The sequence below is a fragment of the Pseudomonas sp. RIT-PI-S genome (assembly GCF_025642975.1).
Lineage (GTDB): Bacteria > Pseudomonadota > Gammaproteobacteria > Pseudomonadales > Pseudomonadaceae > Aquipseudomonas.
This window is the reverse complement of the sequence record NZ_JANZKJ010000013.1, coordinates 85,558-109,030: the sequence shown is the minus strand read 5'-3', so window position 1 is coordinate 109,030 and position 23,473 is coordinate 85,558. Positions and strand designations below refer to the sequence as shown.

Annotated in this window: 20 protein-coding genes; all 20 read left to right on the top strand. The window is 62.2% G+C overall.

Translation table 11 applies throughout. The features are described from left to right. Nucleotides 1-7: 7 nt before the first annotated feature. The 20 genes from rpsB (at nucleotide 8) to kdsA (ending at nucleotide 23,383) form a co-directional block, all read left to right on the top strand. Nucleotides 8-748, top strand: a complete 741-nt coding sequence (rpsB, locus tag OGL93_RS17575; RefSeq protein ID WP_263264084.1) for a 30S ribosomal protein S2 — start codon at nucleotides 8-10, stop codon at nucleotides 746-748. A 156-nt stretch (nucleotides 749-904) separates the two neighbouring features. Continuing rightward, complete coding sequence (gene tsf / locus OGL93_RS17570) at nucleotides 905-1,768, top strand: translation elongation factor Ts (RefSeq protein ID WP_263264083.1); 864 nt, start codon at nucleotides 905-907, stop codon at nucleotides 1,766-1,768. A 170-nt stretch (nucleotides 1,769-1,938) separates the two neighbouring features. Next, nucleotides 1,939-2,682, top strand: coding sequence for a UMP kinase (pyrH, locus tag OGL93_RS17565; RefSeq protein WP_263264082.1), 744 nt, complete (start codon nucleotides 1,939-1,941; stop codon nucleotides 2,680-2,682). After that, nucleotides 2,679-3,236: a ribosome recycling factor gene (gene frr / locus OGL93_RS17560; protein ID WP_263264081.1), complete on the top strand. Its 558-nt coding sequence runs from the start codon at nucleotides 2,679-2,681 to the stop codon at nucleotides 3,234-3,236. Before pyrH ends, frr begins: the two co-directional genes overlap by 4 nt. A gap of 19 nt (nucleotides 3,237-3,255) precedes the next feature. After that, nucleotides 3,256-4,011, top strand: coding sequence for a polyprenyl diphosphate synthase (uppS, locus tag OGL93_RS17555; RefSeq protein WP_263264080.1), 756 nt, complete (start codon nucleotides 3,256-3,258; stop codon nucleotides 4,009-4,011). Then, on the top strand, nucleotides 4,011-4,832 hold the full coding sequence (locus tag OGL93_RS17550; RefSeq protein WP_263264079.1) for a phosphatidate cytidylyltransferase: 822 nt from the start codon (nucleotides 4,011-4,013) through the stop codon (nucleotides 4,830-4,832). The genes uppS and OGL93_RS17550 overlap by 1 nt, the downstream gene beginning before the upstream one ends. After that, nucleotides 4,829-6,019, top strand: a complete 1,191-nt coding sequence (gene ispC / locus OGL93_RS17545; protein WP_263264078.1) for a 1-deoxy-D-xylulose-5-phosphate reductoisomerase — start codon at nucleotides 4,829-4,831, stop codon at nucleotides 6,017-6,019. The genes OGL93_RS17550 and ispC overlap by 4 nt, the downstream gene beginning before the upstream one ends. Before the next feature lie 58 nt (nucleotides 6,020-6,077). After that, a complete protein-coding gene (rseP, locus tag OGL93_RS17540; protein ID WP_263264077.1) occupies nucleotides 6,078-7,427 on the top strand; it encodes a sigma E protease regulator RseP in 1,350 nt (449 codons plus the stop codon). A gap of 73 nt (nucleotides 7,428-7,500) precedes the next feature. Continuing rightward, the gene (gene bamA / locus OGL93_RS17535) at nucleotides 7,501-9,858 is read left to right on the top strand and encodes an outer membrane protein assembly factor BamA (protein ID WP_263264076.1); all 2,358 of its coding nucleotides are present in this window, start codon (nucleotides 7,501-7,503) and stop codon (nucleotides 9,856-9,858) included. Nucleotides 9,859-9,903: 45 nt separating this feature from the next. Further along, nucleotides 9,904-10,407 carry an OmpH family outer membrane protein gene (locus OGL93_RS17530; protein WP_263264075.1) on the top strand — a complete coding sequence of 168 codons (504 nt, stop codon included), beginning with the start codon at nucleotides 9,904-9,906 and terminating at the stop codon, nucleotides 10,405-10,407. Beyond that, the gene (gene lpxD, locus OGL93_RS17525) at nucleotides 10,404-11,465 is read left to right on the top strand and encodes a UDP-3-O-(3-hydroxymyristoyl)glucosamine N-acyltransferase (RefSeq protein WP_263264074.1); all 1,062 of its coding nucleotides are present in this window, start codon (nucleotides 10,404-10,406) and stop codon (nucleotides 11,463-11,465) included. Before OGL93_RS17530 ends, lpxD begins: the two co-directional genes overlap by 4 nt. A 106-nt stretch (nucleotides 11,466-11,571) precedes the next feature. Continuing rightward, nucleotides 11,572-12,012: a 3-hydroxyacyl-ACP dehydratase FabZ gene (gene fabZ, locus OGL93_RS17520; protein ID WP_040261126.1), complete on the top strand. Its 441-nt coding sequence runs from the start codon at nucleotides 11,572-11,574 to the stop codon at nucleotides 12,010-12,012. Continuing rightward, nucleotides 12,009-12,785 (top strand): acyl-ACP--UDP-N-acetylglucosamine O-acyltransferase, encoded by a 777-nt coding sequence (gene lpxA, locus OGL93_RS17515; RefSeq protein WP_263264073.1) that lies wholly within the window; start codon nucleotides 12,009-12,011, stop codon nucleotides 12,783-12,785. The genes fabZ and lpxA overlap by 4 nt, the downstream gene beginning before the upstream one ends. Then, entirely contained in the window at nucleotides 12,785-13,921 is a 1,137-nt protein-coding gene (lpxB, locus tag OGL93_RS17510) for a lipid-A-disaccharide synthase (RefSeq protein ID WP_263264072.1), read from the top strand. The genes lpxA and lpxB overlap by 1 nt, the downstream gene beginning before the upstream one ends. A 28-nt stretch (nucleotides 13,922-13,949) precedes the next feature. After that, complete coding sequence (gene rnhB, locus OGL93_RS17505) at nucleotides 13,950-14,570, top strand: ribonuclease HII (RefSeq protein ID WP_263264130.1); 621 nt, start codon at nucleotides 13,950-13,952, stop codon at nucleotides 14,568-14,570. A gap of 58 nt (nucleotides 14,571-14,628) precedes the next feature. Continuing rightward, on the top strand, nucleotides 14,629-18,150 hold the full coding sequence (gene dnaE, locus OGL93_RS17500; protein WP_263264071.1) for a DNA polymerase III subunit alpha: 3,522 nt from the start codon (nucleotides 14,629-14,631) through the stop codon (nucleotides 18,148-18,150). A gap of 154 nt (nucleotides 18,151-18,304) precedes the next feature. Next, nucleotides 18,305-19,252: an acetyl-CoA carboxylase carboxyltransferase subunit alpha gene (locus OGL93_RS17495; RefSeq protein WP_263264070.1), complete on the top strand. Its 948-nt coding sequence runs from the start codon at nucleotides 18,305-18,307 to the stop codon at nucleotides 19,250-19,252. Nucleotides 19,253-19,305: 53 nt separating this feature from the next. After that, nucleotides 19,306-20,610, top strand: a complete 1,305-nt coding sequence (tilS, locus tag OGL93_RS17490) for a tRNA lysidine(34) synthetase TilS (protein WP_263264069.1) — start codon at nucleotides 19,306-19,308, stop codon at nucleotides 20,608-20,610. A gap of 295 nt (nucleotides 20,611-20,905) precedes the next feature. Then, complete coding sequence (locus OGL93_RS17485) at nucleotides 20,906-22,534, top strand: CTP synthase (RefSeq protein WP_263264068.1); 1,629 nt, start codon at nucleotides 20,906-20,908, stop codon at nucleotides 22,532-22,534. A 3-nt stretch (nucleotides 22,535-22,537) separates the two neighbouring features. Then, nucleotides 22,538-23,383, top strand: a complete 846-nt coding sequence (gene kdsA / locus OGL93_RS17480) for a 3-deoxy-8-phosphooctulonate synthase (RefSeq protein ID WP_263264067.1) — start codon at nucleotides 22,538-22,540, stop codon at nucleotides 23,381-23,383. The last annotated feature ends 90 nt before the right edge of the window (nucleotides 23,384-23,473 follow it).

The window sequence follows — 23,473 nt, the reverse complement described above, 5'->3', positions numbered from 1 at the left end:
AACTATCATGTCCCAAGTCAATATGCGCGATATGCTGAAGGCCGGTGTGCACTTCGGCCACCAGACCCGTTACTGGAACCCGAAAATGGGCAAGTTCATTTTCGGCGCGCGTAACAAGATTCACATTATCAACCTGGAAAAAACCCTGCCGATGTTCAACGAAGCGCTGAGCTTCGTGGAGAAACTGGCTCAGGGCAAGAACAAGATCCTGTTCGTTGGCACCAAGCGTTCCGCTGGCAAGATCGTTGCTGAAGAAGCAGCACGTTGCGGTTCGCCGTACGTCGACCACCGCTGGTTGGGCGGCATGCTGACCAACTACAAGACCATTCGTCAGTCGATCAAGCGCCTGCGCGACCTGGAAACCCAGGCCGAAGACGGTACTTTCGCCAAGCTGACCAAGAAAGAAGCCCTGATGCGCACCCGCGACCTGGAAAAACTGGATCGCAGCCTGGGTGGTATCAAGGACATGGGCGGCCTGCCTGACGCGCTGTTCGTGATCGACGTCGAGCACGAGCGCATCGCTATCACCGAAGCAAACAAACTGGGCATTCCGGTCATCGGCGTTGTCGATACCAACAGCAGCCCTGAAGGCGTTGACTACGTGATCCCAGGCAACGATGACGCCATCCGCGCCATCCAGCTGTACATGGGTTCGATGGCTGATGCCGTCATCCGTGGTCGTAACAACGTTGCTGGCGGCACTGGCGAATTCGCCCAGGATGCTTCCAGCGAGGCCGTAGAAGGCTGAGTCGACCGCGCCTGAGAATGGCTCGGTAAGCAAAAAGGGGGCTAGGCCCCCTTTTTGCCACCCGTTGGGGTCGCAAACGACCCGGCGGGCCGGAATTTCAATGCCCGTTCACACGCGGGCGGTATGGCCGAAAACCTGTTCGAGAGGATTTTTGAAATGGCAGAGATTACTGCAGCGCTGGTCAAAGAACTGCGTGAGCGCACCGGCGAAGGCATGATGGATTGCAAGAAGGCCCTGACCAAGGCCGGCGGCGACATCGAAAAAGCCATCGACGACATGCGCGCCTCGGGCGCCATCAAGGCAGCCAAGAAGGCCGGTAACGTCGCCGCTGAAGGCGCCATCGGCATCAAGGACGACGGCAAGGCCGCCGTGCTGATCGAAGTCAACTCGCAAACCGACTTCCTCGCCCTGCAAGATGACTTCAAGAACTTCGTGGCCGCTAGCCTCGACAAGGCCTTTGCTGAAAACCTGACGGTCGAAGCGCTGATTCCGGTCATGGAAGAAGCTCGCACCGCTCTGGTTGCCAAGGTCGGCGAAAACGTCAACATTCGCCGTCTGGTGCGTGTTGAAGGTGACGTGATCGGCACCTACCTGCACGGTAACAAGATCGGTGTCGCGGTTGTGCTCAAGGGCGGTACCGTTGAGCTCGCCAAGGACATCGCCATGCACGTGGCTGCCAGCAACCCCGAGTTCCTGCTGCCTTCGGAAGTTTCCGCCGAAGCGATCGAGCGCGAGAAGGGCGTGTTCCTCTCTCTGAACGAAGAGAAGATCAAGGGCAAGCCAGACAACATCGTGGAAAACATGGTGGCCGGCCGTATCAAGAAGTTCCTGGCCGAGGCCAGCCTGGTTGAGCAGGCGTTCGTCAAGAACCCAGAACTCACCGTGGGTGCCCTTGCCAAGCAAGGCGGCGCTGAAATCGTTTCCTTCACCTACTTCAAGGTAGGCGAAGGCATCGAGAAGCCTGTCGACAACTTCGCTGATGAAGTTGCCGCACAAGTGGCAGCTGCCCAGAAGCAATAAGACAGGTTTACATCTGTCACCCCAAAGAGGCTGCCCGCTCACGCGCGCAGCCTCTTTGTCAAAGTAGTACCCGTGAGCGCGCCTGGAGCGAGCCGCGGCCGCGCCCCAGGCGCCCGGTTACAACAGGCCATGGCCTGAAATATTCAAGTACGCCGCAGGAGAGATACGCAATGGCCCAGCAGGTGAGTGGTCGTCAACCTCGCTATAAACGCATTCTGCTCAAATTAAGCGGCGAAGCCCTGATGGGCTCGGAAGAGTTCGGTATCGATCCCAAGGTCCTGGACCGCATGGCGTTGGAAGTCGGCCAACTGGTCGGCATCGGCGTGCAGGTAGGGTTGGTGATCGGTGGCGGTAACCTGTTCCGCGGTGCTGCCCTGAGCGCAGCCGGCATGGATCGGGTGACCGGTGACCACATGGGCATGCTGGCGACCGTCATGAACGGCTTGGCCATGCGCGACGCGCTCGAGCGTTCGAATATCTCCGCCATCGTGATGTCGGCGATTTCCATGGTTGGCGTCACAGATCATTACGATCGTCGCAAGGCGATTCGTCACCTCACCGGTGGTGATGTGGTAATTTTCTCCGCGGGCACCGGGAACCCTTTCTTCACTACTGATTCAGCCGCCTGCTTGCGCGGGATCGAAATCGGCGCGGACGTGGTGCTGAAAGCGACGAAGGTCGATGGTGTGTACACTGCCGATCCATTCAAAGATCCGCATGCCGAGAAATTCGAACGGCTGACCTACGACGAAGTGCTGGATCGCAAGCTTGGGGTAATGGACCTGACCGCCATCTGCCTGTGCCGCGACCACAACATGCCGTTGCGGGTGTTTAACATGAACAAGCCTGGCGCTCTGCTGAACATCGTAGTGGGCGGCGCTGAAGGAACTCTGATCGAGGAAGGCGAGCAATGATCAACGAAATCAAGAAAGACGCCCAGGAGCGCATGCGCAAGTCCATCGAGTCGCTGGAGCACGCCTTTGGCCGTATCCGCACCGGCAAGGCACACCCCAGCATCCTCAGCGGCGTGCAGGTTCCCTACTATGGTGCGGATACCCCGCTCAACCAGGTCGCCAGCGTGACCGTGAAGGATGCTCGTACCCTCCAGGTCGTTGCGTTCGAACGCAATATGCTGGGCGCCGTGGACAAGGCCATCCAGAATGCCGGCCTGAACCTGAACCCTACCAACCTGGGTGAACTGTTGTTGGTCAACATGCCGCCGTTGACCGAAGAAACCCGCAAGGGGTTCACCAAGCAAGCCCGTGAAGCTGCCGAGGAAGGCCGGGTGGCCGTGCGCAATATCCGCCGTGACGCCCTGAGCCAGCTCAAGGATCTGGTCAAGGAGAAGGAAATCAGCGAAGACGAAGAGCGTCGCGCTGCCGACGATATTCAAAAGCTGACCGACAAGTTCGTGGCCGAGATCGAAACGGCCGTGAAAGCGAAAGAAGCCGATTTGATGGCCGTATAAGAAGGGTCCGCGCGTTTTCATGGAAAAGATCAAGCCGGCAGCGCTAGCGACCGTCCCGCGGCACGTGGCGATCATCATGGACGGTAACAATCGCTGGGCCAAGAAGCGCCTGCTGCCTGGGGTGGCAGGGCACAAGGCTGGCGTTGACGCCGTCCGGGCGGTGATCGAGGTGTGCGCCGAGGCGCGGGTCGAGGTGCTGACCCTGTTCGCCTTTTCCAGTGAAAACTGGCAGCGGCCTGCCGAAGAAGTAGGTGCGCTGATGGAGCTGTTCTTTACGATGCTGCGGCGCGAGGCTCGCCGGCTCGATGAAAACAACATCAGCCTGCGCATCATTGGCGACCGCAGCCGCTTCCATCCCGAATTGCAGGCCGCGATGGCCGAGGCCGAAGCGCTGACTGTCGGCCCGGGGCGCTTCGTTCTACAGATCGCCGCCAACTATGGTGGTCAATGGGACATCGCCCAGGCGGCCCAACAGCTGGCGCGCGAAGTCCAGGCGGGTAGGCTGCAACCGGAGGAAATTACCCCTTCGATGCTGCAGGCGCGCCTGGCCACTGGCGAGTTGCCCCTTCCGGATTTGTGCATCCGTACCGGGGGCGAGCATCGCATCAGTAACTTCCTGCTTTGGCAGCTCGCCTATGCCGAGCTGTATTTCTCCGACCTCTACTGGCCGGACTTCAAACACGAGGCCATGCGCGTTGCGCTGGCCGATTTCGCCTCCCGCCAGCGTCGCTTCGGTAAAACCAGCGAGCAGGTAGAGGCTGGAGCCCGTGCCTGATGCTTAAGCAACGCATTCTTACCGCCCTGGTTCTGCTACCGCTGGCCTTGTGTGGTTTTTTCCTGCTGGATGGCGGCTGGTTCGCTCTGTTCATCGGTGCCGTCGTGACCTTGGGCGCGTGGGAGTGGGCACGGCTGGCCGGCCTTGAAGCGCAACCTGTGCGTTGCTTGTTCGCAGCGTTGGTGGCGGGGATGCTCATGGTGCTCTACATGGTGCCGACGCTTGCGCCTTGGTTGCTTGGCCTGGCGGTGATTTGGTGGGCCGTGGCCACTTGGCTGGTGCTGACCTACCCAGGTTCTGCGCAGTATTGGTCCAGCATCGCCTGCAAAGTGCTGATCGGCCTGCTGGTGCTGCTGCCGGCCTGGCAGGGTCTGCTCATGCTCAAGGAGTGGCCGTCGGGCCTGGGTAATTGGCTGATCGTGTCGGTCATGGTGCTGGTGTGGGTCGCTGATATCGGCGCGTATTTCACCGGCCGCGCTTTTGGCAAGCGCAAGCTCGCGCCAGCGGTGAGCCCAGGCAAAAGTTGGGCCGGGCTCTATGGGGGGCTTGGCATCGCCTTGTTGATCACACTGATCACCGGGGTGGTCCGCGCCTGGTCCGCCGGGCAGCTGATCGGCGCCCTTGCCGCCGCGGCCGTGGTGGTACTGGTGTCCGTGGTGGGTGATCTCACCGAGAGCATGTTCAAGCGCCAGGCCGGGATCAAGGATAGCAGCCAGCTGTTGCCTGGGCATGGCGGCGTCCTTGACCGCATCGACAGCCTTACCGCGGCCATCCCGGTATTTGCCGTGCTGCTCTGGGCCGCCGGCTGGGGCACGATGTGACTACCCGACAGCGGATAACCGTGCTGGGCGCTACCGGCTCGATCGGTCAAAGCACCCTTGATGTGATCCTGCGTCATCCCGATCGCTATGAAGTGCATGCATTGACGGGCCATTCCCGCCTCGACGACCTGCTGCTGCTTTGCCAGCAGCACCGGCCGAAGCTGGCGGTGGTGGCCACGGCCACGGATGCCGCCGCGTTCTCCGAGCGTCTGCGTAAAGCGGGTCTCGCCACAGATGTGTTGCATGGCGAGGCCGGGCTTTGCGAAGTGGCGGCCGCTAGTGAGGTGGACGCGGTGATGGCGGCCATCGTCGGTGCTGCCGGATTGCGCCCAACCCTCGCGGCCGTACGGGCCGGCAAGAAGGTGCTGCTGGCCAACAAAGAGGCGTTGGTCATGTCTGGCGCGCTCTTCATGCAGGCCGTTCGAGACAGCAACGCCGTGCTGCTGCCTATCGATAGCGAACACAACGCTATCTTTCAGTGCTTGCCCGGCGGCTATGCGCAAGGGCTGGCTGCAGTCGGAGTGCGCCGGATCCTGCTCACGGCCTCGGGAGGGCCGTTTCGCGAAACGCCCTTGGCCGAGCTGGCCGACGTTTCGCCCGAGCGGGCATGTGCCCATCCGAACTGGTCAATGGGCCGCAAGATATCCGTGGATTCGGCCACCATGGCCAACAAGGGGCTGGAGCTGATCGAGGCCTGCTGGCTGTTCGATGCCCGCCCGTCGCAAGTGGAAGTGGTAGTGCATCCGCAAAGCGTGATCCATTCCCTTGTGGATTACATCGATGGCTCGGTATTGGCGCAGCTAGGTAACCCGGATATGCGCACGCCTATCGCCAATGCCCTCTCCTGGCCGCAGCGGATCGACTCCGGTGTTCCGCCGCTGGACCTGTTCAGCATTGCTCGCCTGGATTTCCACAAGCCTGATGAACAGCGCTTCCCTTGCCTGCGCCTGGCAAGGCAGGCGGCGGAGGCGGGCTCAAGCGCGCCCGCTACGCTCAATGCCGCCAACGAAGTGGCCGTGGCGGCGTTTCTCGACCGGCGCATCCGTTACACCGAGATCGCGAGTATGATCGAGGCGGTACTGGCCAAGGAGCCCTGTGTGGTGTTGGATAGCCTGGACGCCGTATTCGATGCCGATGCCAGAGCGCGTCGGGCCGCCGAGCAGTGGTTGACTCAGGCCAGCCGATGAGTTCCGATTGGTGCGCCCCAGGGGCGGATGACTGCCTGCGGGCGCTGCGGAGAAACCTATGAGCGCACTCTATATGCTGGTCGGCACCCTGGTGGCACTTGGGGTGCTGGTGACCTTCCACGAATTCGGCCACTTCTGGGTGGCCCGCCGCTGCGGGGTCAAGGTGCTGCGGTTCTCGGTGGGCTTCGGTACACCGCTGCTGCGCTGGGCCGACAAGCAGGGCACCGAGTACGTGGTGGCGGCCATCCCCCTGGGCGGTTACGTGAAGATGCTCGACGAGCGGGAGGCCGAGGTGCCGGCCGAAGAGCTGCAGCAGGCCTTCAACCGCAAGCCGGTTGGCCAGCGCATTGCGATAGTCGCTGCCGGGCCCATCGCCAACTTCCTGCTGGCTATCGTGTTCTTCTGGTTCATTGCCATGTTGGGCAGCGAACAGGTACGGCCGGTCATCGGCGCCGTGGAAGCGGGAAGCATGGCCGCGGGCGCAGGGCTCGCAGCTGGGCAGGAAATCATCGAGGTGGATGGCGAGCCGGTCACTGGCTGGTCCGGCGTCAATATGGAGCTGGTGCGCCGTTTGGGCGAAACCGGCAACTTGCAGATTCGGGTCAATGATCAGGACGGCAACGGTAGCGTTCATCAGCTCGCCCTCGTGGGCTGGCTCAAGGGCAGTGACGAGCCGGACCCTGTTCGCTCCCTGGGGATTCGGCCGTGGCGGCCGGCCCTTGAGCCCGTGCTGGCGGAGGTAGACCCCGCCGGGCCTGCCCATGCCGCCGGCTTGAAATCCGGCGACCGCCTGCTGACCCTGGATGGCGCGGCGCTCGCCGATTGGCAACAGGTGGTGGACGCGGTGCGTCAGCGGGCCGACAAGCAGGTCATGTTGCAGGTCGAGCGCGACGGGCACTCTCTGGAGGTTCCAGTAACCTTGGCAAGCAAGGGGGAGGGGGCAGCGGCGACCGGTTACCTCGGCGCCGGCGTGGCGCCGGTCGCCTGGCCAGCAGACATGCTTCGGGAGGTTCGTTATGGTCCTCTCGACGGGTTGGTCGAAGGCGCGCGACGCACTTGGGAGATGAGTGTGTTGACCCTTGATTCGCTGAAGAAAATGCTCTTTGGCGAGCTCTCGGTAAAAAACTTGAGTGGACCGATAACCATTGCTAAAGTGGCGGGCGCTTCGGCCCAGTCGGGCCTTGGGGATTTCTTGAACTTCCTGGCTTACCTGAGTATCAGCCTGGGGGTTCTCAATCTGCTTCCCATTCCCGTCCTGGACGGGGGGCATCTGCTGTTCTACCTGATCGAGTGGGTTCGGGGTCGCCCGGTTTCCGATCGGGTACAGGGCTGGGGGGTCCAGATCGGTATCAGTCTAGTGGTGGGAGTTATGTTACTCGCCCTGATAAACGACCTGGGTCGGTTGTAATGAGTCGCACAATTGCGAACCTGCCGCTTATGCGGCAGTTTGTTTATTGCCAGTTGGAATAAGAAAGGACTTCATGAAACGTCTGCTGCTTACTGCGGTGCTGTCCGCACTGATGATCGCCGAAGTTCACGCCGAGTCCTTCACCATCTCCGATATTCGTGTCAATGGCCTGCAGCGGGTATCCGCCGGCAGCGTCTTCGGCGCCTTGCCCCTGAACGTGGGCGAAGAGGCCGATGACCGCAAGCTGGTGGACTCCACGCGCGCGCTGTTCAAGACCGGGTTCTTCCAGGACATTCAACTGGGGCGCGACGGTAACGTCCTGGTGATCAACGTAGTGGAGCGGCCGTCGGTCGCCAGCATCGAGATCGAAGGCAACAAGGCCATTTCCACCGAAGACCTGCTCAAGGGCTTGAAACAATCGGGCCTGGCCGAAGGGGAAATCTTCCAGCGCGCCACCCTCGAAGGCGTGCGTAACGAACTTCAGCGCCAGTACGTCGCCCAGGGCCGCTACTCGGCCACGGTAGATACCGAGGTGGTGACCCAGCCGCGCAACCGCGTGGGCCTGAAGATCAAGATCAACGAAGGCACGGTCGCGGCGATCCAGCACATCAACGTGGTGGGCAACACCGTGTTCCCCGAGCAGGATCTGGTCGACCTGTTCGAGCTGAAAACCACCAACTGGCTGTCGTTCTTCAAGAACGACGACAAGTACGGCCGCGAGAAACTGTCCGGTGACCTGGAGCGGTTGCGTTCCTATTACCTGGACCGCGGCTACATCAACATGGACATCGCCTCCACCCAGGTGTCCATCACCCCGGACAAGAAACACGTCTACATCACCGTCAACGTGAACGAAGGCGAGAAGTACAAGGTCCGCGACGTCAAGCTCAGCGGCGACCTGAAGGTGCCCGAGCAGCAGATCCAAGACCTGATGCTGGTCAAGCCCGGCCAGGTGTTCTCGCGCAAGGTGATGACGTCCACCTCGGACCTGATCACCCGCCGCCTGGGCAACGAAGGCTACACCTTCGCCAACGTCAACGGCGTGCCGCAGCCGCACAACGAAGACCACACCGTGGACATCACCTTCGTGGTGGACCCCGGCAAGCGTGCCTACGTCAACCGCGTGAACTTCCGCGGCAACACCAAGACCGAAGACGAAGTGCTGCGCCGTGAAATGCGCCAGATGGAAGGCGGCTGGGCGTCGACCTACCTGATCGACCAGTCCAAGACGCGCCTGGAGCGCCTGGGCTACTTCAAGGAAGTGAACGTCGAAACCCCGGCGGTGCCTGGCACCGACGACCAGGTGGACGTGAACTACACCGTGGAAGAGCAACCCTCGGGCTCGATCACCGCCAGCGTGGGTTTCGCCCAGAGCGCGGGGCTGATCCTCGGTGGCTCGATTAGCCAGAGCAACTTCCTGGGTAGCGGTAATAAAGTGAGCCTGGGGCTAACCCGCTCCGAATACCAGAGCCGTTATAACTTCAGCTTCGTCGATCCTTACTACACGCCGGATGGCGTGAGCCTGGGTTACAACGCCTTCTACCGTAAGACCGACTACGACGACCTCGACGTCGACGTGGCCAGCTATGCGGTCGACAGCCTGGGCGCCGGCCTCAACTTCGGCTACCCCATCAGCGAGACTTCGCGCCTGACCTTCGGCCTGACCGTACAGAAGGACGAGATCAACACCGGCACCTATACCGTCGGCGAGATCTACGACTTCATCGACCGCGAGGGCGACAGCTTCACCAACTTCAAGGCCTCCGTGGGCTGGTCGGATTCGACTCTGAACCGCGGCACCTTGCCGACCCGTGGCCATGCCCAGAGCCTGACGCTGGAAACGACCACGCCGGGTAGCGACCTGTCGTTCTACAAGCTCGACTACCGTGGCCAGCTGTTTACGCCGGTAACCGAAAACTACACCCTTCGCTTCCACACGGAACTGGGGTATGGCGACGGCTATGGCTCTACCGATGGCTTGCCGTTCTACGAGAACTACTACGCCGGTGGCTTCAACTCCGTGCGCGGCTTCAAGGACAGCACCTTGGGCCCACGCAGTACGCCAGCAACTAACGATCCGGACCAGGATGCCCTGGCCTTCGGCGGTAACGTGATGATCACCGGCGGCGCCGAGATCCTCTTCCCGATGCCATTCGTGAAGGACCAGAAATCCCTGCGCACATCGCTGTTCTGGGATGTGGGTAACGTGTTCGACTCCAAGTGCCAATACTCGTCGAAGAGTACCCAGTACCCGGTGAACACCAAGGATTGCGGCTCCATCGACTTCTCCAACATGGCCGCTTCGGTCGGCCTGGGCGTGACCTGGATCACCGCCCTTGGTCCGTTGAGCTTCAGCCTGGCGATGCCAGTCAAGAAGCCGGACGAAGCCGAAACCCAGATCTTCCAATTCTCGCTGGGGCAGACGTTCTAAGCGTCGCGCCCTGGCCTACATACAACGAATTCGCAGGAGTTTATCGTGCGCAAGCTGACTCAACTGGTTATCGTCGCCGCCGCCATGTTCGCGACCCCGGCCTTCGCCGAAATGAAAATCGCCGTGCTGAATTATCAGATGGCATTGCTCGAATCCGATGCCGCGAAGAAGTACGCAGTGGACGCGGAAAAGAAATTTGGCCCTCAGCTGACCAAGCTCAAGGCCTTGGAAAGCAGCGCCAAGGACATCCAGGACCGCCTGGTCAGCGGCGGCGACAAGATGCAGCAGCCTGAGCGCGAGCGCCTGGAGCTGGACTTCAAGCAAAAGGCACGTGACTTCCAGTTCCAGTCCAAGGAGCTGAACGAAGCCAAGGCTTCGGCTGACCGTGACATGCTCAAGCAGCTCAAGCCCAAGCTGGACGGCGCCGTGGAAGCAGTGATCAAGCAAGGCGGTTTCGACCTGGTGCTCGAGCGCGGCGCGGTCATCGATGTCAAACCTCAATACGACATCACCCGTCAGGTCATCGAGCGCATGAACCAGTCCAAGTGATGACGACGTCGAGCCTTACCCTCGGCGAAATCGCCGATACCCTGGGCGCCGAGGTCGTCGGCGCCCGCGGGCATATGATTGACGGGCTGGCCACCTTACAGGAGGCCGGCCCGTCTCAGCTGAGCTTCCTGGCCAACCCACAGTACCGCAAGCACCTGGCGACTACCCAGGCCGGCGCGGTCCTGCTCAAGCGTGAGGACGCCGAGGCATTTCAGGGCAACGCCTTGGTGGTGCCGGATCCGTACCTGGCCTACGCACGGATTTCCCACCGTTTCGACCCCAAGCCGCGTGCGCCAGCGGGCATTCACTCCAGCGCTGTGGTTGCCGCCGACGCCAGCGTCGACCCAACCGCGAGCGTGGGCCCCTTCGTGGTCATCGAGAGCGGCGCAATCATCAGCGCCGGTGTGACGTTGGGCGCCCACTGCTTCATCGGCGCTCGCAGCGTGGTCGGCGAAGGCGGCTGGCTGGCGCCACGGGTCACCCTCTACCACGATGTTCGCATTGGCAAGCGGGTGGTTGTTCAATCCGGCGCCGTGTTGGGTGGCGAGGGCTTCGGCTTCGCCAACGAAAAAGGCGTGTGGCAGAAGATCGCCCAGATCGGCGGCGTTAGCATTGGCGATGATGTCGAAATCGGTGTGAACACCGCGGTGGACCGTGGCGCCCTGGCCGATACCCTGATCGGCAATGGGGTCAAGCTGGACAATCAAATCCAGATCGCCCACAACGTGCAGATCGGCGATCACACGGCCATGGCCGCATGTGTCGGCATCTCGGGAAGCGCCAAGATCGGCAAGCATTGCATGCTGGCCGGCGGGGTAGGGCTGGTAGGGCATATCGAGATATGCGACCACGTATTCGTGACCGGCATGACCATGGTGACGCGATCGATCACCGAGCCGGGCGCCTATTCTTCCGGTACCGCGATGCAGCCTGCCGCCGAATGGCGCAAGAGTGCCGCGCGCATCCGCCAGCTTGACGACATGTATCGCCGCCTTACCCAGGCGGAAAAGCAGATCGAAGCGGTGACCCGAGGTGACGACGGGTCATCAGATGGCTGATACCTTTTCAATATCAGTTGCGCACTGCCGCTAGACTGCGCTGCTGAGCAAAGGAGTGCGCCCAGGCTTGCGCGCTCCCTCTCTTTTATACAGGCTTTCCCCCGATATGATGGACATCAACGAGATTCGCGAATACTTGCCTCATCGCTACCCTTTCCTGCTGGTGGACCGGGTGGTGGAACTGGACGTCGAGAGCCAGCGCATTCGCGCCTACAAGAATGTCAGCATCAATGAGCCTTTCTTCAACGGCCATTTCCCTGCGCACCCGATCATGCCCGGCGTGCTGATCATCGAAGCGATGGCGCAGGCCGCGGGCATCCTCGGTTTCAAGATGCTCGACGTGAAGCCAGCCGATGGCACCCTCTACTACTTCGTAGGCTCAGACAAGCTGCGGTTCCGCCAGCCAGTGACCCCTGGCGATCAGCTGATACTCGAAGCTCGCTTCATCAGCTGCAAGCGGCAGATCTGGAAGTTCGACTGCCAGGCCTCCGTGGACGGCAAGCCGGTATGTTCCGCTGAAATTATCTGTGCGGAACGCAAGCTATGAGTTCGATCGACCCTCGTGCAATCATCGATCCTTCGGCCGTATTGGCTGAAGGCGTCGAGGTAGGCCCGTGGTCGATCATCGGCGCAGGGGTTGAAATCGGTGAAGGGACAGTCGTTGGCCCTCATGTGGTACTTCGGGGGCCGACCCGGATCGGCCGCAACAACCGTATCTACCAATTTTCGTCCATAGGCGAAGATACCCCTGACCTGAAATACAAGGGCGAAGCCACGCGGCTAGTGATCGGTGACAATAACGTCATCCGCGAAGGCGTAACCATTCACCGTGGCACCGTGCAAGATCGGGCCGAAACGACCATCGGCGACCATAACCTGATCATGGCCTACGCCCATGTGGGTCACGACAGCGTCATCGGCAACCATTGCATCCTGGTGAACAACACGGCATTGGCCGGGCATGTGCACGTCGGTGATTGGGCCATCCTTTCCGGTTACACGCTTGTGCACCAGTATTGCCACATCGGCGCCCACAGCTTTTCAGGCATGGGCACGGCCATTGGCAAGGACGTGCCGGCTTTCGTTACCGTGTTCGGCAACCCCGCTCAGGCACGTGGGATGAACTTCGAGGGCATGCGCCGTCGGGGCTTTAGCGACACCACCATCCATACGCTGCGCAACGCCTACAAAGTGGTCTACCGCCAGGGCTTGACCATCGCCCAGGCACTGACTCATCTGGAGCCAGCCGCCGACGGGTGCCCGGAAGTCGCGTTGTTCGTTGGCTCCATCCGCGACGCCACGCGTGGCATTACCCGCTGATGCCTGCACCGTCTGACCTTTGCGTTGCGTTGGTCGCTGGCGAGGCCAGTGGCGATATCCTTGGCGCCGGCTTGATGCGCGCACTCAGGGAGCGCCACCCTCAGGTGCGTTTTATAGGCGTGGGCGGGCCCCTGATGGAGGCCGAGGGCTTGCAGTCCTATTTCCCGATGGAACGCCTTGCCGTGATGGGCCTGGTCGAGGTGCTCGGGCGGCTGCGTGAGCTGCTGGCACGGCGCAAGGCGCTGATCCATAGCCTGCTCGAGGCTCGGCCCGATGTATTCATTGGCATCGATGCGCCGGATTTCACCCTGGCCATCGAGGCGCGGCTGCACCAGCAAGGCATCAAGGCGGTGCATTATGTCAGCCCTTCGGTTTGGGCCTGGCGCCAGAAGCGCGTGCTGAAGATCCGCCAGGGCTGCGACCTGATGCTCACGCTGTTTCCCTTCGAGGCGCGCTTCTACGAGGAGCAGGGCGTTCCGGTGCGTTTCGTCGGCCATTCACTGGCCGATCAGATACCGCTCCAGGCCGACCGTTCTGCGGCACGCGAGGCCCTTGGCCTGCCACAGGACGGGCAGGTGGTGGCGCTGATGCCAGGCAGCCGGGGCGGTGAAGTGCGGCGCCTGGGCACGCTCTTCTTCGACACCGCCCAGCGGTTGTTGGAGGCCCGCCCTGGCCTGCGTTTCGTGCTGCCTTGCGCCAGCCCCGAGCGCCGCGCCCAGTTGGAGGCCTTGATGGCGGGCCGGCCGCTGCCGATTACCTTGCTCGATGGCCAGTCGCATCAAGCCCTGGCGGCCTGCGACGCGGTGTTGATCGCGTCCGGTACGGCGACCCTGGAAGCGTTGCTGTTCAAGCGACCGATGGTGGTCGCCTACCGCCTCGCCCCGTTGACCTGGTGGCTACTCAAACGTATGGTCACAAGCCCATATGTGTCCCTGCCCAACCTTCTGGCCCAGCGCGAGCTGGTCCCGGAGATTCTGCAGGACGCAGCCACGCCGGAGGCGTTGGCCGAGGCCCTGTTGCCCCTGCTCGATAGCCCTGGGGAGCAGACTGCAGGCTTCGATGCGATTCATCGCACGCTTCGTCAAGACGCCTCCAATCAGGCGGCAGACGCCGTGTTACAGCTGCTGTCACGTTGACCGGGAACAGGTGATGGAACCGACACAATTGCAGATGGGCCTGGACTACAACCTGGTTGAAGAACTGGTCGCTGGCGTTGACGAAGTAGGGCGTGGCCCCCTGTGCGGTGCAGTGGTGACAGCGGCAGTGATCCTCGACCCGGCACGCCCCATCCTTGGCCTCAATGACTCGAAAAAGCTCACTGAGGCTCGCCGCGAAGCGCTCTACGAGGAAATTTGTGAGAAAGCCCTGAGCTGGAGCATCGCCCGCGCGGAAGTCGATGAAATCGATCGCCTGAACATCTTGCATGCCACCATGCTTGCAATGCAGCGCGCGGTCGCCGCATTGCATATCACGCCCCGGCTTGCGCTGATCGACGGCAATCGGTGCCCGGTCCTCGCCGTGCCTAGCGCGCCGGTAATCCAGGGCGACGCCAAGGTACCGGCCATCGCCGCGGCCTCGATTCTGGCGAAGGTCAGCCGGGATCGGGAAATGACCGCATTCGAGCTGATCTACCCCGGTTACGGCCTGGGCAGCCATAAAGGCTACGCCACCCCGGTGCACCTCGAAGCCCTTGTGCGCCTAGGCCCCACGCCTATTCATCGCCGCTCCTTCGCACCGGTACGCGCAGCCTTCGAGGCGCGCGACGCGGATTTCGCCGAAGCCTGAGGCAGCCCGCTCCGGTACAATCGCGCGCTATCGTTTTTCAATCGCCAACGGGACATCCATGTCGGTTTCATTCGTACACCTTCGCCTGCACACCGAATACTCCCTGGTAGACGGGCTGGTACGGATCAAGCCGCTGGTCAAGGCCCTGGCCGGCATGAACATGCCCGCCGTGGCGGTAACCGACCAAAGCAACATGTGCGCCTTGGTGAAGTTCTACAAGGCGGCCATGGGGGCGGGCCTCAAGCCTATCTGCGGGGCGGACCTGTGGTTGGCGGGCAGTGGCGCGGATGGCCCGCTCAGCCGCATTACCTTGCTGGCAATGGATGCCCAAGGCTATCGCAACATCACCGAGCTGATTTCCCGAGGCTACATCGAAGGCCAGCGCAACGGCCTGATCATCATTGAAAGGGAGTGGATCGCCGCCGCCAGCGCTGGCGTGATTGCCTTGTCCGGCGCCAGGGAAGGGGAAATCGGGCAGGCCCTGCTAGGCAACGACCCTGCCCAGGCCGAGGTGTTGCTGCGCTACTGGATGGAGCTGTTCGGCGACCGCTTCTACCTGGAAGTACAACGCACCAACCGAGCCGGCGATGAGGAATACCTGCACGCCGCGGTGGCGCTGGCCGACCGCCTGGGCGTGCCGCTGGTAGCGACCAACGATGTGCGGTTCATCAAGGCCGAGGATTACGAAGCCCACGAAACCCGCGTGTGCATCGGTGAAGGGCGGGCCCTCGACGATCCCCGCCGCTCGCGCAACTACAGCGACCAGCAATACCTCAAAAGCCCTGAGGAAATGGCCGAGTTGTTCAGCGACCTGCCCGACGCGCTGCAAAATTCCGTGGAGATCGCCAAGCGCTGCAATATCGAGGTGAAGCTGGGCAAGCACTTCCTGCCCGACTACCCCATCCCGGATGGCATGACCATCGATGAGTACTTCCGTAAGGTCTCCTTCGACGGCTTGGAAGAACGTTTGGCGGTACTGCTGCCCAAGGACACCACCGAAGACTACGACGCCAAGCGCCAGGTCTACGTGGACCGGTTGAATTTCGAACTGGATATCATCATCCAGATGGGCTTCCCCGGTTACTTCCTGATCGTGATGGACTTCATCCAGTGGGCCAAGAACAACGGCGTGCCGGTAGGCCCTGGTCGGGGGTCGGGTGCTGGCTCGCTGGTGGCCTATGTACAGAAGATCACGGACCTGGACCCCCTCGAATATGACCTGCTGTTCGAGCGGTTCCTGAACCCGGAACGTGTGTCGATGCCGGACTTCGACGTGGACTTCTGCATGGATGGCCGTGACCGGGTGATCGACTACGTGGCCGACAAGTACGGCCGTAACGCGGTGAGCCAGATCATCACCTTCGGTTCGATGGCGGCCAAGGCAGTAGTGCGCGACGTGGCGCGAGTGCAGGGCAAGTCCTATGGCCTGGCCGACCGGCTGTCCAAGATGATCCCCTTCGAAGTGGGGATGACCCTGGAGAAAGCCTTCGAGCAGGAAGAAATGCTCCGCGACTTCCTCGCCAACGATGAAGAGGCGGCCGAGATCTGGGCCATGGCGCTCAAGCTCGAAGGCATCACCCGAAACGTGGGCAAGCACGCCGGTGGCGTGGTGATCGCGCCCACCAAGCTCACTGACTTCTCGCCCATTTATTGTGACGAGGCCGGCGACGGCCTGGTGACCCAGTTCGACAAGGACGACGTTGAAGCGGCGGGGCTGGTGAAGTTCGACTTCCTTGGCCTGCGGACCCTGACCATCATCGATTGGGCGCTGCGCACGATCAACCGCGACCGCGCCAAGGTCGGCGAGCCGCCGCTGGATATCGCGTTCATCCCGCTGGACGACAAGCCGACCTACCAGCTGCTGCAAAAGGCCGAAACCACGGCGGTGTTCCAGCTCGAATCGCGGGGCATGAAAGAGCTGATCAAGAAGCTCAAGCCAGACTGCCTCGAAGACCTCATCGCATTGGTGGCGCTGTTCCGTCCCGGCCCGTTGCAGTCAGGCATGGTGGACGACTTCATCAACCGCAAGCACGGGCGCGCGGAGCTTGCCTACCCGCACCCGGACTACCAGTACGACGGCCTGAAACCGGTACTGGCGCCCACCTACGGCATCATCCTGTACCAGGAACAGGTGATGCAGATTGCCCAGGTCATGGCCGGCTATACCCTCGGCGGCGCCGACATGCTGCGCCGCGCCATGGGCAAGAAAAAACCTGAAGAGATGGCCAAGCAACGCGGCGGCTTCATCGAAGGTTGCGCCAGCAACAACATCGATGCAGACCTGGCGGGCAACATCTTCGACCTGGTGGAAAAATTCGCAGGCTACGGTTTCAACAAGTCTCACTCCGCCGCCTACGGCCTGGTGTCGTACCAGACCGCCTGGCTCAAGGCGCACTACCCGGCGCCCTTCATGGCCGCGGTGCTGTCGGCGGACATGCACAACACCGACAAGGTCGTCACCCTGATCGAGGAAGTGCGCAGCATGAAGCTGCGGCTGGACGCGCCAGACGTGAACACCTCGGATTTCAAGTTCACGGTCAACGACGACGGCCGCATCGTTTACGGGCTGGGCGCGATCAAGGGCGTGGGCGAGGGGCCGGTGGAAGCCATTGTCGAGTCTCGCCAGGCGGGGCCGTTCAAGGACCTGTTCGACTTCTGCGCGCGGGTGGACCTCAAGCGTATCAACAAGCGCACCCTCGATGCCTTGGTGCGAAGCGGCGCCCTGGATCGCCTGGGGCCGCATTTTCATGACGAGCCCAAGGCCTACCAGGCCAACATCGACCGCAACCGCGCGGTGTTGCTGGCGGCGATGGAGGAAGCGATCAAGTCTGCCGAGCAGACCGCGCGCACCCAGGACAGCGGCCATGTGGACCTGTTCGGCGGGGTGTTCGCCGAAGCCGACGCTGATGTATATGCCAACCATGGCAAGGCCAGGCCTCTATCGCTCAAGGACCGCCTCAAGGGCGAAAAAGACACCCTCGGGCTGTACCTCACCGGCCACCCCATCGACGAATACGAAACGGAAATCCGCCGCTTCGCCCGCCAGCGGATCATCGACCTCAAGCCTGCCCGGGATACCCAGACCATCGCCGGCATGGTGGTGGCGCTGCGGGTGATGAAGAACAAGAAAGGCGACAAGATGGGCTTCATTACGTTGGATGACCGCTCCGGGCGCATCGAAGCGTCACTGTTCGCCGACGCCTTCCACAGCGCCCAGGCCCTGCTGCAGACCGACACCGTGGTGGTGGTCGAAGGGGAGGTGAGTAACGACGACTTTTCCGGCGGCCTGCGCCTGCGGGTCAAGCGCGTGCTGACCATGGAGGATGCCCGCACCCAGCTGGCCGAAAGCCTGCGCCTCAAGGTGGATATCCAGAGCCTCGGCGGAGACCGGCTCAACTGGCTAAGCACACTGCTGAATCAACACCGCGGCGCCTGCCCGATTACCCTGGACTACAGCTCCAGCGAAGCCCGGGCCTTGTTGCAGTTCGGCGAAGCATGGCGGATCGACCCGGCAGACAGCCTGATCCAGGCGCTGCGTGACCAGTTCGGGCGCGAGAACGTCTTCCTGAATTATCGTTGAACCGGGGCGACCGATCCTGCCCCGTCCGCGCCCAGCCGCCAAAGAGCGGCGGGCGCACTATTTTTACATCTCGACCTCAAGGCGCCACTTCCCGTATGGTATGGCGCCAAACGGATCAACCGGCCGCCTGGCCGTCGACCCTAGACGGAAGCCTATGAACCCGAATTTCCTGGATTTCGAACAGCCTATCGCTGACCTGCAAGCCAAGATCGAAGAGCTGCGCCTTGTCGGCAACGACAACTCGCTCAACATCAGCGATGAGATCTCTCGCCTTCAGGAAAAGAGCAGCACGCTGACCGAGAGCATTTTCGGCAACCTCACCAGCTGGCAGATCGCTCGGCTGGCGCGCCACCCGCGCCGCCCCTATACCCTGGATTACATCCCGCAGATCTTCACGGAATTCGAAGAGCTGCACGGCGACCGCCACTTTGCCGACGATGCCGCCATCGTCGGTGGCACCGCGCGCCTGGATGGCCAACCGGTCATGGTGATCGGCCATCAGAAAGGCCGTGAAGTGCGTGAAAAGGTGCGCCGCAACTTCGGCATGCCGCGCCCGGAAGGCTATCGCAAGGCGTGCCGCCTGATGGAAATGGCGGAGCGCTTCAAGATGCCGATCCTGACCTTTATCGATACCCCGGGCGCTTACCCCGGGATCGACGCTGAAGAGCGCAACCAGAGCGAGGCGATCGCCTGGAACCTGCGCGTGATGGCGCGGCTGAAAACCCCGATCATCGCGACCGTGATCGGCGAGGGCGGCTCCGGTGGCGCCTTGGCGATCGGTGTATGCGACCAGCTCAACATGCTGCAATACTCGACCTACTCGGTGATCTCGCCTGAAGGCTGCGCTTCCATCTTGTGGAAGACCGCAGACAAGGCCCCGGATGCCGCCGAGGCCATGGGCATCACCGCCGAGCGCCTCAAGGGCCTGGGCATTGTCGACAAGGTCATCGACGAGCCGCTGGGCGGTGCCCACCGGGATATCGCTCTGGCCTCGCAAACCCTGCGCGCCTCGCTGGTCGAGCAGCTCGACATGCTCAAGGGCTTCGACATGCCGGCCTTGCTCGACCGCCGCTATCAGCGGTTGATGAGCTACGGCGTCTAAGCCTTCCCGCCACTATGCCAGCGATGCTGGCATAGTGGCGATCGGAGCCACGGATGAGCCTTGGCCAACACCTTCTGCAACACCTGGAGCCATGGCGCGATGCGCCGGGGTGGATAGTCGCCCTCTCGGGCGGGCTGGATTCCTCCGTATTGCTTCATGCCCTCGCCACCCTTGGCCGCGAGCATTCCCTGCCGCCCCTGCGGGCTATACACGTTCATCATGGCCTGCAAAGCGCTGCCGACGCCTGGCCTGCGCACTGCGAGCGGCTGTGCCAGAGCCTGGGCGTGCCGCTTCAGGTGATGCGCGTTCATGTCGAGCCGCTGGCTAGCATTGAACAGGCGGCGCGCAATGCGCGCTATAGCGCCTTTGCGGCTGAGCTACGGGCCGGCGAGCTGCTGCTGATTGGGCAGCATCGAGACGATCAGGCTGAAACCTTGTTGTTGCGGTTGATGCGCGGGGCTGGGTTGCGCGGCGCGGCAGGCATGCCGGAGGCGCGCCCGTTGGGGCAGGGGACCTTGGCGCGGCCGTTGCTCGAGCTGGGCCGCGATGCATTGCTCGAGTACGCCCGGGACGTCGGGCTGCAGTGGATCGAAGATCCGTCCAATGCCGATAGCCGACATGCGCGAAATTATCTCCGTCATGAGGTGCTGCCGCAGCTGCAGGCTCGCTGGCCTGCGGCCTCGGCGAACCTTGCACGCAGCGCTGGCCATTTTGCCGAGGCGTTGGCGCTACTTGAGCAGTTGGCCACGGATGACTTGGCTGTTGCTCGGCAGGCGTCGCCCTTTGCCTGGCTTGCGTTGCCATCGCTCGCGCTGGCCCCTTTGCGCGAATTGAGCGAAGCCCGCCAGCGCAATGCATTGCAAGCGTGGCTGGCCCCGCTGAGCCGCCTGCCCGACACCGATCACTGGGTGGGCTGGGTGGCGTTGCGGGATGCCGCACCCGGCGCCGCGCCGGTATGGCCGTTGGCCGATGGCGCACTGGTGCGGGCTGGCGACCGGGCCTGGTGGCTGGCCGGGCTGTGGCAATCAACGCCCTCCGCCCCGCCGGGCTGGTCGAACCTGGCCGAGCCGCTGCGCCTGCCCGGCAATGGCGAGCTGCAATGGCACGGCCCTGTGCCTGCTGGCGCGGTCGAGGTGCGCTACCGTCAAGGCGGCGAGCGCCTGGTGTTGCCAGGGCGCGGTAGCCGGGATCTCAAGCGATTGCTCAACGAAGCCGGGGTGCCTCCCTTCGTTCGCGCGCGCTTGCCGTTGCTGGTCGTGGAGGGGCATTTGGTGGCGGTGGCGAACTTGCAGAACCTGTCTGCAATCGCCGGTACGCTGCGCTGGCGACCACCGACGAACGACCGGTGTTTGAGATGAAAGGCGCTTTCCGGTAGACTACCCTCCCTTCTTGATACAGCTTCTGCGCGTTCGTGAAACCGCTGAAGCTGCCGATGGCCGAGCAGCCTTTGCTGGGCAATGTTTGAAATGCCTGTCGCTTACACACCGGTCATAACCGCCGGTACGTACGAGCGCGGCAATTTTTCGAACCTTGCACGGCGAACACCGCCGGCAGTCGGGGCTCATGCAGGCGGAACCCCGTTCCGTGCGCCGGGCCTTCCTTCGCTTTCCCCGGCGGCTCCGACCGCTTTAACGCAGACTTCTAGGGTTTTTCATGACGCGTTACATCTTCGTCACGGGCGGTGTTGTTTCTTCATTGGGGAAAGGCATTGCCTCGGCATCACTGGCGGCCATCCTGGAGGCGCGGGGGCTGAAGGTCACCATGCTCAAGCTGGATCCGTACATTAACGTCGATCCGGGCACTATGAGCCCGTTCCAGCACGGTGAAGTGTTCGTTACCCACGACGGCGCCGAGACCGACCTGGACCTGGGTCACTACGAGCGGTTCATCCGCACCACCATGACCCAGAACAACAACTTCACCACTGGCCGCGTGTACGAGCACGTGCTGCGCAAGGAGCGCCGTGGTGACTACCTGGGCGCGACCATCCAGGTCATCCCGCACATCACCGACGAGATCAAGCGCCGCATCATCAAGGGTGCCGGCGACGCCGATGTGGCCCTGGTGGAAATCGGCGGTACCGTCGGCGACATAGAATCCCAGCCATTCCTCGAAGCCATTCGCCAGTTGCGGGTGGAGGTCGGTGCCCGCCGGGCCATGCTGATGCACCTGACCCTGGTCCCGTATATCGCCACCGCTGGCGAGACCAAGACCAAGCCAACCCAGCACTCGGTCAAGGAGCTGCGCTCCATCGGCCTGCAGCCCGACGTATTGATCTGCCGCTCGGACCATCCGGTGGATGCCTCTTCGCGTCGCAAGATCGCGCTGTTCACCAACGTTGAAGAACGCGCGGTCATCTCACTCGAGGACGTCGACACTATCTACAAGATCCCGGGCGTACTGCATGCCCAGGGCCTGGACGACTTCGTCGTCGAGCGCTTCGGCCTGCAGTGCGGTGGCGCCGACCTCTCCGAGTGGGACAAGGTCATCGATGCCAAGCTCAACCCAGAGCATGAAGTCACCATCGCCATGGTCGGCAAGTACATGGAACTGCTCGATGCCTACAAGTCGCTGATCGAAGCGATGAGCCATGCCGGCATCCAGAATCGCACCCGGGTCAACCTGCGCTACATCGATTCCGAAGACATCGAGAACCAAGGCACCGGCCTGCTCGAAGGCGTGGACGCCATCCTGGTTCCAGGCGGCTTCGGCCTGCGCGGCGTGGAAGGCAAGATCCGCGCAGTGCAGTTCGCCCGTGAAAACAAGGTCCCGTACCTGGGTATCTGCCTAGGCATGCAGGTGGCGGTGATCGAATTCGCCCGTAACGTGCTGGGCTGGGCCGACGCCAACTCCACCGAGTTCGAGCGCAACAGCGGCCACCCTGTGGTCGGCCTGATCACCGAGTGGGCCGACGCCACCGGCGCGGTCGAAACCCGTACGGAAACCTCTGACCTGGGCGGCACCATGCGCCTGGGTGCGCAGGAGTGCCTGCTCGAGCCGGGTTCTCGTGTGCATGCCTGCTACCAGAAAGACGTGATCGTCGAGCGCCATCGCCATCGCTATGAAGTGAACAACAACCTGCTGCCAAAGTTGATCGAGGCCGGCCTGGTCATTTCCGGTCGCTCCGGCGACGGCGCGCTGGTCGAGGTGGTCGAAGGCAACGACCATCCGTGGTTCGTGGCCTGCCAGTTCCACCCGGAATTCACCTCCACCCCGCGTGATGGTCACCCGCTGTTCAGCGGCTTCGTCAAAGCGGCATTGGCACAACGGAACAAAGGCTGACCCATGGCACAGAAAACTATTCGCGTAGGCACCATCGAGCTGGCCAACGACAAGCCGATGGCGCTGTTCGGCGGCATGAACGTGCTCGAGTCCCGCGACCTCGCCATGAAGGTGTGCGAGGAATACGTTCGGGTGACCGAGAAGCTCGGCATCCCCTATGTGTTCAAGGCAAGCTTCGACAAAGCCAACCGCTCCTCGGTCAATTCCTACCGTGGGCCGGGCATGGAAGAGGGCCTGAAGATCTTCCAGGAGATCAAGGAAACCTTCAACGTGCCGGTCATCACCGACGTGCATGAGCCTCACCAGGCCGCGCCGGTTGCCGAAGTGTGCGACATCATCCAGTTGCCGGCTTTCCTGTCGCGGCAGACCGACCTGGTGGTAGCGATGGCGAAGACCAACGCCGTCATCAATATCAAGAAAGCGCAATTCCTCGCGCCTCAGGAAATGAAGCACATCCTCACCAAGTGCGAGGAAGCCGGTAACGATCAACTGGTGCTGTGCGAGCGCGGGTCCAGCTTCGGCTACAACAACCTGGTAGTGGACATGCTCGGCTTCGGCATCATGAAGCAGTTCGAGTACCCGGTGTTCTTCGACGTGACCCATGCCCTGCAAATGCCTGGTGGCCGCGCCGATTCGGCGGGCGGGCGCCGCGCCCAGGTTACCGACCTCGCCAAGGCCGGTATCAGCCAAGGCCTGGCCGGGCTGTTCCTGGAAGCTCATCCAGACCCAGACAACGCTCGCTGCGACGGGCCCTGTGCGCTGCGTTTGAATAAACTCGAAGCGTTCTTGAGCCAGCTCAAGGCACTCGATGAACTGGTCAAGGGTTTTCCGATCATAGAGACCGCTTGACCTTGTAAGCGCGGGGTCAAGCGCCCGTTTGTTTGACGCTCCGCGACAGGAGTCGCGGGGCGATGTCCATCCCTCAGCTGCGTCGTTTCG

Coding starts and splice junctions, on each gene's coding strand:
- kdsA (WP_263264067.1), top strand. CDS start 22,538: ATGGCACAGAAAACTATTCGCGTAGGCACCATCGAGCTGGCCAACGAC.
- lpxB (WP_263264072.1), top strand. CDS start 12,785: ATGCCTGCACCGTCTGACCTTTGCGTTGCGTTGGTCGCTGGCGAGGCC.
- uppS (WP_263264080.1), top strand. CDS start 3,256: ATGGAAAAGATCAAGCCGGCAGCGCTAGCGACCGTCCCGCGGCACGTG.
- tsf (WP_263264083.1), top strand. CDS start 905: ATGGCAGAGATTACTGCAGCGCTGGTCAAAGAACTGCGTGAGCGCACC.
- tilS (WP_263264069.1), top strand. CDS start 19,306: ATGAGCCTTGGCCAACACCTTCTGCAACACCTGGAGCCATGGCGCGAT.
- pyrH (WP_263264082.1), top strand. CDS start 1,939: ATGGCCCAGCAGGTGAGTGGTCGTCAACCTCGCTATAAACGCATTCTG.
- bamA (WP_263264076.1), top strand. CDS start 7,501: ATGAAACGTCTGCTGCTTACTGCGGTGCTGTCCGCACTGATGATCGCC.
- rseP (WP_263264077.1), top strand. CDS start 6,078: ATGAGCGCACTCTATATGCTGGTCGGCACCCTGGTGGCACTTGGGGTG.
- rpsB (WP_263264084.1), top strand. CDS start 8: ATGTCCCAAGTCAATATGCGCGATATGCTGAAGGCCGGTGTGCACTTC.
- OGL93_RS17485 (WP_263264068.1), top strand. CDS start 20,906: ATGACGCGTTACATCTTCGTCACGGGCGGTGTTGTTTCTTCATTGGGG.
- OGL93_RS17550 (WP_263264079.1), top strand. CDS start 4,011: ATGCTTAAGCAACGCATTCTTACCGCCCTGGTTCTGCTACCGCTGGCC.
- fabZ (WP_040261126.1), top strand. CDS start 11,572: ATGATGGACATCAACGAGATTCGCGAATACTTGCCTCATCGCTACCCT.
- frr (WP_263264081.1), top strand. CDS start 2,679: ATGATCAACGAAATCAAGAAAGACGCCCAGGAGCGCATGCGCAAGTCC.
- OGL93_RS17495 (WP_263264070.1), top strand. CDS start 18,305: ATGAACCCGAATTTCCTGGATTTCGAACAGCCTATCGCTGACCTGCAA.
- lpxA (WP_263264073.1), top strand. CDS start 12,009: ATGAGTTCGATCGACCCTCGTGCAATCATCGATCCTTCGGCCGTATTG.
- dnaE (WP_263264071.1), top strand. CDS start 14,629: ATGTCGGTTTCATTCGTACACCTTCGCCTGCACACCGAATACTCCCTG.